Annotated in this window: 8 protein-coding genes and 3 other annotated features; of the genes, 3 read left to right on the forward strand and 5 right to left on the reverse strand. The window is 34.9% G+C overall.

Annotated elements, in window-relative coordinates:
- Positions 1 to 260: 260 nt before the first annotated feature.
- Positions 261 to 863 (forward strand): DUF4241 domain-containing protein, encoded by a 603-nt coding sequence (locus tag BFA01S_RS19550; RefSeq protein WP_066234877.1) that lies wholly within the window; start codon positions 261 to 263, stop codon positions 861 to 863.
- A 122-nt stretch (positions 864 to 985) separates the two neighbouring features.
- On the opposite strand, the gene BFA01S_RS19555 is transcribed toward BFA01S_RS19550, so the two are convergent.
- The 5 genes from BFA01S_RS19555 to ilvB form a co-directional block, all read right to left on the reverse strand.
- The gene (locus BFA01S_RS19555) at positions 986 to 1,984 is read right to left on the reverse strand and encodes an HAAS signaling domain-containing protein (RefSeq protein WP_066234855.1); all 999 of its coding nucleotides are present in this window, start codon (positions 1,982 to 1,984) and stop codon (positions 986 to 988) included.
- Positions 1,971 to 2,318 (reverse strand): PadR family transcriptional regulator, encoded by a 348-nt coding sequence (locus BFA01S_RS19560; RefSeq protein WP_066234857.1) that lies wholly within the window; start codon positions 2,316 to 2,318, stop codon positions 1,971 to 1,973. The genes BFA01S_RS19555 and BFA01S_RS19560 overlap by 14 nt, the downstream gene beginning before the upstream one ends.
- A gap of 431 nt (positions 2,319 to 2,749) precedes the next feature.
- The gene (locus BFA01S_RS19565) at positions 2,750 to 3,229 is read right to left on the reverse strand and encodes a GNAT family N-acetyltransferase (protein ID WP_066234862.1); all 480 of its coding nucleotides are present in this window, start codon (positions 3,227 to 3,229) and stop codon (positions 2,750 to 2,752) included.
- A gap of 67 nt (positions 3,230 to 3,296) precedes the next feature.
- Positions 3,297 to 3,568, reverse strand: a binding site (T-box leader).
- A 393-nt stretch (positions 3,569 to 3,961) separates the two neighbouring features.
- Positions 3,962 to 4,441: an acetolactate synthase small subunit gene (ilvN, locus tag BFA01S_RS19570; protein WP_066234864.1), complete on the reverse strand. Its 480-nt coding sequence runs from the start codon at positions 4,439 to 4,441 to the stop codon at positions 3,962 to 3,964.
- 2 nt (positions 4,442 to 4,443) lie between these two features.
- Positions 4,444 to 6,180, reverse strand: coding sequence for a biosynthetic-type acetolactate synthase large subunit (ilvB, locus tag BFA01S_RS19575; protein ID WP_066234867.1), 1,737 nt, complete (start codon positions 6,178 to 6,180; stop codon positions 4,444 to 4,446).
- 83 nt (positions 6,181 to 6,263) lie between these two features.
- Positions 6,264 to 6,532: a binding site (T-box leader), on the reverse strand.
- A 74-nt stretch (positions 6,533 to 6,606) separates the two neighbouring features.
- Positions 6,607 to 6,875, reverse strand: a binding site (T-box leader).
- A gap of 237 nt (positions 6,876 to 7,112) precedes the next feature.
- On the opposite strand from ilvB, the gene BFA01S_RS19580 reads away from it, so the two are divergent.
- On the forward strand, positions 7,113 to 7,955 hold the full coding sequence (locus tag BFA01S_RS19580) for a protein-glutamine gamma-glutamyltransferase (protein ID WP_066234870.1): 843 nt from the start codon (positions 7,113 to 7,115) through the stop codon (positions 7,953 to 7,955).
- Between the two features lie 101 nt (positions 7,956 to 8,056).
- Positions 8,057 to 8,281 (forward strand): YjcZ family sporulation protein, encoded by a 225-nt coding sequence (locus tag BFA01S_RS23770; RefSeq protein ID WP_066234873.1) that lies wholly within the window; start codon positions 8,057 to 8,059, stop codon positions 8,279 to 8,281.
- Positions 8,282 to 8,456 lie beyond the last annotated feature (175 nt).

Here is an 8,456-nt window from a genome sequence, read left to right on the forward strand (position 1 = left end):
TGGGAGTCTTAGTGCTCGTTAAGGCTGGGATAAATTTTTGAAAAGTTATGAAAGTTTTAACTCAATCAAATTTAACAGTAAAAAAGTGCAAATAATCTATTCTACATTCTAATTAACATAACATACGTTTTTAGATAGCAATCCACACATTGAATCCAGAGAGTCTAGCTAAATAAGCAGATAATTTAAAACAGGTATGTTAAAATTTGGACAAATGCTATCATTTCTCAAAATGAACAAAGGAGAGCAAACTTATGAATATATCAAAAGTATTATTGGATTTATCTTTAAATAGTGATAAAAAACTTCGATCAGAAATGTTAGGTCAGTTAAAGATTGTTTCGGGTAAAATCGTTGCCTGTGATCCCCTCTTATTTCATAAAAAAGCTTTTAAACAGACAGTTCCAATCGGAGAGTATCCATTATTTGTTTGGTTTGATGAAGAAGAACAGATTGCTGCAGCTGAATTAAAATTAGCGGAGACTACGCCAGTACGCTGGGAAATGGCAATAAAACCTGGGCAAAAGATAGAAGAATTAAAAAAAGGAGAGATATTTGGTTATCCGGTTGATACTGGTCTAGGATGTTTTGCAGATGTTGAAGCTATAAATAATTTAGAAAAAATAGAAGCTGAATTAGCAGAAGAGCTTGGTGAAGATTTCATAAGCTTATATGATGATCTTGTAGAAGATGTATTAATACAAAATGATGACGTCTGGGGTAATCTCGAAGTATGCAAAGATAGCAGACTCAATATAATAATGTTTAATTCAGGATATGGAGATGGTTTCTATGCTTCCTACTGGGGATTTGATGAAGAAGATCGGATAGTTTCACTCGTCACTGATTTTAATATATTGTAATTCAATGCTGAATTAGAATGAACTGCATCCCAATTGTTAGACACTACTAATAGTTGAGATGCAGTTCAAATAAAAGATCTTTCTGGCTATTTACTGAAATAAGTTAATTTAATAAATATGAACTAACGAATACTAGCCTTGCGGAAGCCATCAAATACACTGATTGCCGCACATATGATAAAGATGAGAATTCCACCCCCAACTATCCACGTTTGAAGTTGATTATTAGTTACAGTAAATAAATCCATCATATACATAATGAAATCTTTGTTTAGCAGATTTGGATTTAATAATATTACAATAAGTCCAACAGTTGCAATTAGCTGGAGGACAGTATTGCTTATTGCCATTTTTTTTGTCCATTGTCCTTTGATTAATTTGTAAAGAGCTAATGCTATTTCTAAACCAATAACAACAAGAACGATTGGCCAATACTGCAGTAAAACTTCCTGATTTAAAGATGGAGTCACAAATTCGAGTCCGTTTCCATCTCCCTCATATACACCTAGAAGATGATGCGCATAAAAGTAAATTGTTGCCCAAATCGCAGTCCACATCAGACTTCCGAATACTTCAAACTTTGAAATTGCTTTTTTCTTAGGGATATAAGCGATATTTTTCAAATCATCAGGAGTCCATTTTTTAAGGCTTGCTGTTAACGGATGCTCCTCTGTTCCTTTATCTGTTCTTTCTAAAATAGCAAACACAAGTGTCAGCCAAAAAAATACTTGCATCCCTACTTCAAGGATTCTCGATATGCCAAAACCAATAATATTTAAAACGACATTAATTACTGCTTCCTTACTATGATAATCTATAAAATATTCAGGAATAATCGAAATCAATGAAATGACAGTGGCAATCGGTAAAATCATTTTCAATAACGTAACATAAACATCAAAATAACGTGGACCAATAAGGTGCATTGGCCGATCTCGATACCGGCTAGCCAATGTGACTGGATTTCCTAACTTTTCAAGAACTGCTTTTACATCTTCTTCCTTGTAATCATCAGGCAGCATATCCTCTATCGTTGATCGTAACTCCAGTGCAATGTCATCACGGTTTTTTTCAGGCAGCCTCCGAGTAACTTCCTGTATATAAACCTCAATTAGATTCATCTTCTTCCTCCCCTTTTAATAAGTCATAAAGCTCTTTCGAATTCTTTAACCATTCCTTTTTTAACTGCAAAAAGATCTCTAAGCCATATTCACTTAAAACATAATATTTACGAGGTCTGCTCTCAGATGTATCCCAGCTGCTCGACACCAGCTCTTGTTTCTCCAATCGTCGAAGCAAAGGATATAAGGTGCTTTGATCTATATTAATACCAGACCCTTCTAATAACTGAACAAGTGAATATCCATACTGCGGGGTTCGTAATTGACTTAAAACGGCTAATGTCAACGTTCCTCTCCTAAGCTCCGTCGTTAACGAATTCAATAAATTACTCATTCACCCACCTCATTTTCAATACTATATGTCATACAGTATTTGTTCTATACTATGCATCATACAGTATTGGTGTGACGAAATCAATTGAATTCAAAAAATTAGTAAGTAGGGTACATTAAAAAATTAAAATAAAAAAAGAAATCACAAATTAGATATGTCTAAAATATGATTTCTTTTTTTCTTCCAAAAACATGCACTATTAGTTGAATAATGTAAAGGACACACTGCTTAAAATACAGTACCTTCTTTTAAAGTTCTTAAAAATATTCATTTCAGCTTTTTCTAAAATTAAAACAAATAATAATAATATTGTTTAAGAAAAATCATTGTTCTAAGTTACTCTTTTTCTATCGGCAAACGTATACGGAATTTATTGCAGTGCTTCAGGCCTTATAGAAGGTAACTTATCAGCATCAGTAGATATATCTCCTTTACGATAATTCTTTTATATACCAAGCGTCACAGGCATTATGTTCTGATTCATCTAGTGATTTTTCAAGTTGCTGGAAGCCTAATTTGATGTAAAGAAGATTAGCTGCTTGGAGTTTCTTAAATGTTTCTAAGTAGCAGTATGTATAGTGTTCTTTGGCGAAGTCGAGTGCTACTTTCATCAGCTCCTTTGACAGACCTATTCCTTGAGCTTCGGGTGTAATGTATAGCTTTTGCAGCTCGCAAATCCCCTTCTTCTGTCCAAATTGGGCAATACCCACACCACCTACCACTTCATCTTGATGATTCACTACAACCCAATATTTTGCATTTGTTTGTTGCTTGTAAAATTGGGCTAGCCTGCTCAGTTGGGAGTCAAAATAGGCTGTTCCTGGAATGTTTAAGTCAAATGATTCCAATGAGCGTTTAATAATTTGCTCCATTGTTTGATTGTCCTTTTCTTCCATTTCACGAATCTGCATTGTTTCATCCCCCATATCCATTTTCATTGATTTTTAAAAGATCAAAAAAACAAAAAATCTCGTCTCATTAAGAGACGAGATTTGAACTCGCGGTACCACTCTTGTTTAATAAATAGCTCACACATTCCTAAACAACAAATAAGCATATTATTATTCTTTACTGGCGTACAAAACCATACGCTGTCCCTCTAACGGTGGAATCCGATAAAACCTACTAAACATTCAGCTTTACTTCTCAGAGATGATTTTCAGTTATAACCTGAACACTGGCTTTCAGCAAATCACCAGCTCTCTTGGGAACAGAACTTATAACGTACTCTTTCTCTTCACAGAATTTTAACTAAGCAATTAATTTCAATATATCTTACATTAGTCACAAAATAAAATCAATAGTAATTGATTTTATATCATTCTTCAACTCTTCTGCCCTATTAGTCGAAGGAAAACTAATTCCCCTCATAACAAAGAATATGTTTTATTTCACCATATAATTCAATTGCTTTCTTCTACTAACTTGTTAGTTAGTTGAATGAAAATTTCTAAATAAACTTGTTTATGTCTAGTTAACATAATTGACGTTTTAGACAGTAAAACAGGATCTTTATCCAAAGATCCTGTTAATTATTTATTAAAGCAAATATTAGTTCAGCAGATACTTCATCTAGAATCAATTCCTTAACTGTTCAATCTGCTAATAATTTAATTTATATTTTTCATTTCATCAATTCCACTTTATTTCTCTATTGCAATCATTCCAGTACGTGATACTCGACAAATTCCATATGGGCTTAATTGCTTCACTATCGTATTAATCCTTTCTGTATCTCCTACAGCTTGAATAATTAATGTTGTTGTACTACTGTTTACTATAGTCGCCTGAAGTTCATCCACTAGATCAGTAATTTCTTTTACCATGCTTGGCTCTATATTAATTTTTAAAAGTGCTAATTCACGCATAACTGATTCCTCAGATTTTAGAACTATTGCTTCATAAACATCTATTAGTTTCAGTAACTGATTTAATATTTGATTCGCTAAGTTTTCATTGCAAGTCGTAACAATTAAGATTCTTGATAAACCGACTTCCTCTGCCGCTCCTACTGTAATACTTTCCATATTAAATCCACGTCGAGTAAAAAGACTTGTTATTCTCTGCATTACACCTGGATGATCTTTCACTAATAGCGAAATTGTTTTTTTATTTTCCGTCATTTCTATTCCTCCATTATCATTTCACTTAGCGTTTTACCTTGTAAAACCATCGGAAGGACAGTCTCATTTTTAGGTACAACAAAGTCAATTACTACAGGACCAGGTGTTTCTAATGCTTCTTTCCACACAAGCTGAGCCTCTTCTTTTGTTTGTGCCCGAAGTCCCTTCACTCCATATGCTTCAGCTAACTTAACAAAGTCCGGGCTTCCTGCTAAATCAATTTGGCTATATCGTTCTTCATATATGATTTCTTGCCATTGTCGTACCATTCCCAACACTTGATTATTGATGATTACTACTTTTACAGGAATATTGTGAATTGCACAAATAGCTAATTCTTGAGCACACATTTGCATGCCGCCATCACCATTAATAGAAATAACGAGACGGTCGGGATTTCCAATTTGTGCACCGATAGCAGAAGGAAAGCCGAATCCCATCGTACCGAGACCACCAGAAGTAATCAAGGAACGTGGGTGATTAAACTTATAAAATTGAGCAGCCCACATTTGATGTTGTCCTACATCTGTCGTAATAATGGCTTCTCCTTTCGTTGTTTCATGAATCATTTCAATTACATACTGCGGCTTTAGTACTTGATCATCGTCTTTGTATTTCAAAGGGAATTTCTCTTTATTTTCGCTTACTTGTTCAATCCAAGCTTCCGATTGAGCAGGTTTAGCCAATGAGTTAGCTAATGTTAACACTGATTTTATATCACCTACACAAGGTATTTGAGTTTTAATGTTTTTTCCGATTTCAGCAGGGTCAATATCGATATGTGCAATTTTTGCATGTGGTGCAAAACCGTTTAATTTCATCGTTACCCGATCATCAAAGCGGGCACCGATACTAATTAAAAGATCACAATTTTGGATCGCGGTATTGGCGGTATACGTGCCGTGCATTCCCGGCATCCCTATCCATAAATCATGGGCACTCGGAAATCCATCTAATCCGAGAAGTGTAGTAGCAACAGGTATTTTTGTTTTATTTACAAATTCTATAAGTTCATAATGTGCACCGGAATGAACAACACCTGCACCCGCTAAGATAACAGGACGTTCTGCTTCTTCTATAGCTCCCAGTAATTTCTCTATCTGTTGGCTGTTAGCTTGAATAGTGGAATGATAACCTCGGATATTAATTTCTTCTGGATAAATAAATGTTGTTTTATCGGCTGATACATCCTTTGGAATGTCAATCAATACCGGTCCTTTTCTTCCAGTAGAAGCAATATGAAATGCTTCACGAATAACCGTAGACAAATCCTTTACATCCCGAACTTGATAACTATGCTTCGTAATAGGCATCGTTATTCCAATGATATCAGCCTCCTGAAAAGCATCTGTCCCGATTACAGATGTCGGTACATTTCCCGTAATAATAACGAGAGGCACCGAATCAGTATAAGCTGTAGCAATCCCTGTAATAAGATTTGTTGCTCCAGGCCCGGAAGTAGCAATACATACTCCTACCTTTCCAGTTGCTCTCGCATAACCATCCGCAGCATGAATCGCTCCTTGTTCATGGCGTGTTAAAAGATGGCGGAAATCTTTATTTCCATGCATGGCATCATAAATATACAGTACAGATCCTCCCGGATAACCGAAAACACAATCTACTCCTTCCAATAACAAGGAACGAAGCAAAATTTCTGAGCCAGATAAGTAATCAGGCTTTAGTAATTTTTCTCTCATCTCTTTTTTAGATAAAATATTTGTAATTTGAGTATCCATTCTTTTTCCTCCTTAAAAAATAAATGATTGTATTTATTTAAAACAAAAAACCTCTTTCATCCCAAAACGCATAATAATTGCGTGTAAGGGACGAAAGAGGTTAGCTTCCGTGGTACCACCCTGATTTATTATATGCCTTGCAGCATATAACCTCAGCAGGTCTCAAACTATGTGAAACCTTTGGCATTGTAACGTATGCAATCCGGTTTTCCCTATTGGACAAATTTCTTTGTCTTTCAAGAAAACAGCTCAGAGGCGACGGCGAAACTAAGGATTATGGCAAAGGTTTCAGCAAATCCTTTGCTCTCTGTACATAAGAGCCTTATTTCTTAATCCTCTTCATAGCTTAACTTCTTTAACTTTCATAATTTAACCTTAATAAATATAAAAAAACCTCTTTCATCCCAAAACGCATAATAATTACGTATAAGGGACGAAAGAGGTTAGCTTCCGTGGTACCACCCTGATTTATTATATGCCTTACAGCATATAACCTCAGCAGGTCTCAAACTATATGAAACCTTTGGCATTGTAACGTATGCAATCCGGTTTTCCCTATTGAACAAATTTCTCTGTCGTTCAGGAAAACAGCTCAGAGGCGACGGCGAAACTAAAGATTATGGCAAAGGTTTCAGCAAATCCTTTGCTCTCTGTACATAAGAGCCTTATTTCTTAATCCTCTTCATAACAATAAATTATTAATGTATTCTGAATTTTAAAATAATAAGAGTGAAATGTCAACACCCTATATGACCAATTAATTGATTTATATAAATCTGATTAACATAAAGTACATTTTAAGCAGTCAGCTTTCTACACTCATCTGCCCTATTAATCAACATTTATTTGCCTATCCTAAAATTAAAGTCCAACATCTTTAAACGCTAACTCGAATATTATAAGAACAATGCCATTCTGGAAGGGAGAACTTCATGATACAAGTATCTGGGATGCCTTTTCAACCAAGTTCATTGAACGTAGGAAGTATAGAAAAAGTGATTATTAAGCGAATGTCAGACACTCCTGTCTTATATTCCTATCCTTCTATCCATAAACTTTTATTTGAGCTTAACCTTCGAAAAAACATTATAGAAAGCTCGAAAGCAATGAATAATAGTCAAGCTAAGTTTACAATTTTTCAGTATGCTAAGTGTAATGATACCTACTGGAAATTAACAAAAGCAGGTGGCTTCCTGTTAAAGTCTAAAGTAAGTCCATCGGCTGCCATTCTGGACATTTATCAAAATAGTTCACAGTATGCATTTGAATGTGCAACAGCTTGTATCATCGTCTTTTACCATGCTGTACTAAAGAGTATTGGAAAATCTCTTTTTAACTCCCTCTTTCGAAATATCTATTTATATAGCTGGCATGCTGATCCTGACCTAGGGATTTATACTTATTATGCGAATCAGTTTTTACCCGGGGATGCTGTTTATTTCAAGAATCCAGACTTTAATCGAAAAATCTCTTGGTACAGGGGCGTAAACGCTGTCGCAGTGAGCGACGGAAAATTTTTTGGCCATGGTGCTGGAATAAAGACTGCTAAAGAAATGATTGAATTTTTGAATAAACAAAGACGTCCGGGGAGCAATCAATCTGCTTATTTAACAAGATTGGTAACACACCCGTCCTTTCAGCATTTATCTCAGTTATCAACTTTTCAAAGGGATTACACTGCTTATAAAAAACAACATATCATATCCCATCATAACAAAAGCTCTATTTCCTTTCTGCACTATCTCACTTATCTACAAAAACAGATTAGACCATAAGTTCTTAGGGCTTTTACCCATTTTCTTGGCAGAAAGGGGCAATTTGAAACTAGGTGAGTATAATGTAGTGAATATACAGTATATAGAAAGGATGTATGAACATGGAGGCTAATGTCAATGCAGCACCTTATATGGGAGCTAACGTAAACGCGGCACCTGTATTTGGAGCTAATGTTCCGCCACAACCAACTTATGTTGCACCTAGTTATGCATATACCGCTCCTAGTTATGGATATACTTGTCCCGTACCTTGTAACAATACCTTTGTATTAATTGTTGTGTTGTTTATTTTATTAATCATTGTAGGTGCTTGCTACGTATCCTAAATACTCGTAAAAAAACTGAGCATTTTAAAAACACTGATCACACAAATGAGAACATATTACACAAATATGTTCTCATTTGTGTGAAAATTTATTAACCTATCTTCAGCTTCTTTATTGATACATCTATTTAATTGCAAATTTGTAGATTTCAAACATAAAGTGAAACTTCTATCAG

It is taken from the genome of Metabacillus fastidiosus NBRC 101226 (assembly GCF_001591625.1).
GTDB classification, from domain to species: domain Bacteria; phylum Bacillota; class Bacilli; order Bacillales; family Bacillaceae; genus Metabacillus; species Metabacillus fastidiosus.

Excerpts from the sequence above, each read along its gene's own strand:
- BFA01S_RS19555 (WP_066234855.1), bottom strand. The coding sequence starts at position 1,984 with ATGAATCTAATTGAGGTTTATATACAGGAAGTTACTCGGAGGCTGCCT.
- ilvN (WP_066234864.1), bottom strand. The coding sequence starts at position 4,441 with ATGACGGAAAATAAAAAAACAATTTCGCTATTAGTGAAAGATCATCCA.
- BFA01S_RS19565 (WP_066234862.1), bottom strand. The coding sequence starts at position 3,229 with ATGCAGATTCGTGAAATGGAAGAAAAGGACAATCAAACAATGGAGCAA.
- BFA01S_RS19560 (WP_066234857.1), bottom strand. The coding sequence starts at position 2,318 with ATGAGTAATTTATTGAATTCGTTAACGACGGAGCTTAGGAGAGGAACG.
- BFA01S_RS23770 (WP_066234873.1), top strand. The coding sequence starts at position 8,057 with ATGGAGGCTAATGTCAATGCAGCACCTTATATGGGAGCTAACGTAAAC.
- ilvB (WP_066234867.1), bottom strand. The coding sequence starts at position 6,180 with ATGGATACTCAAATTACAAATATTTTATCTAAAAAAGAGATGAGAGAA.
- BFA01S_RS19580 (WP_066234870.1), top strand. The coding sequence starts at position 7,113 with ATGATACAAGTATCTGGGATGCCTTTTCAACCAAGTTCATTGAACGTA.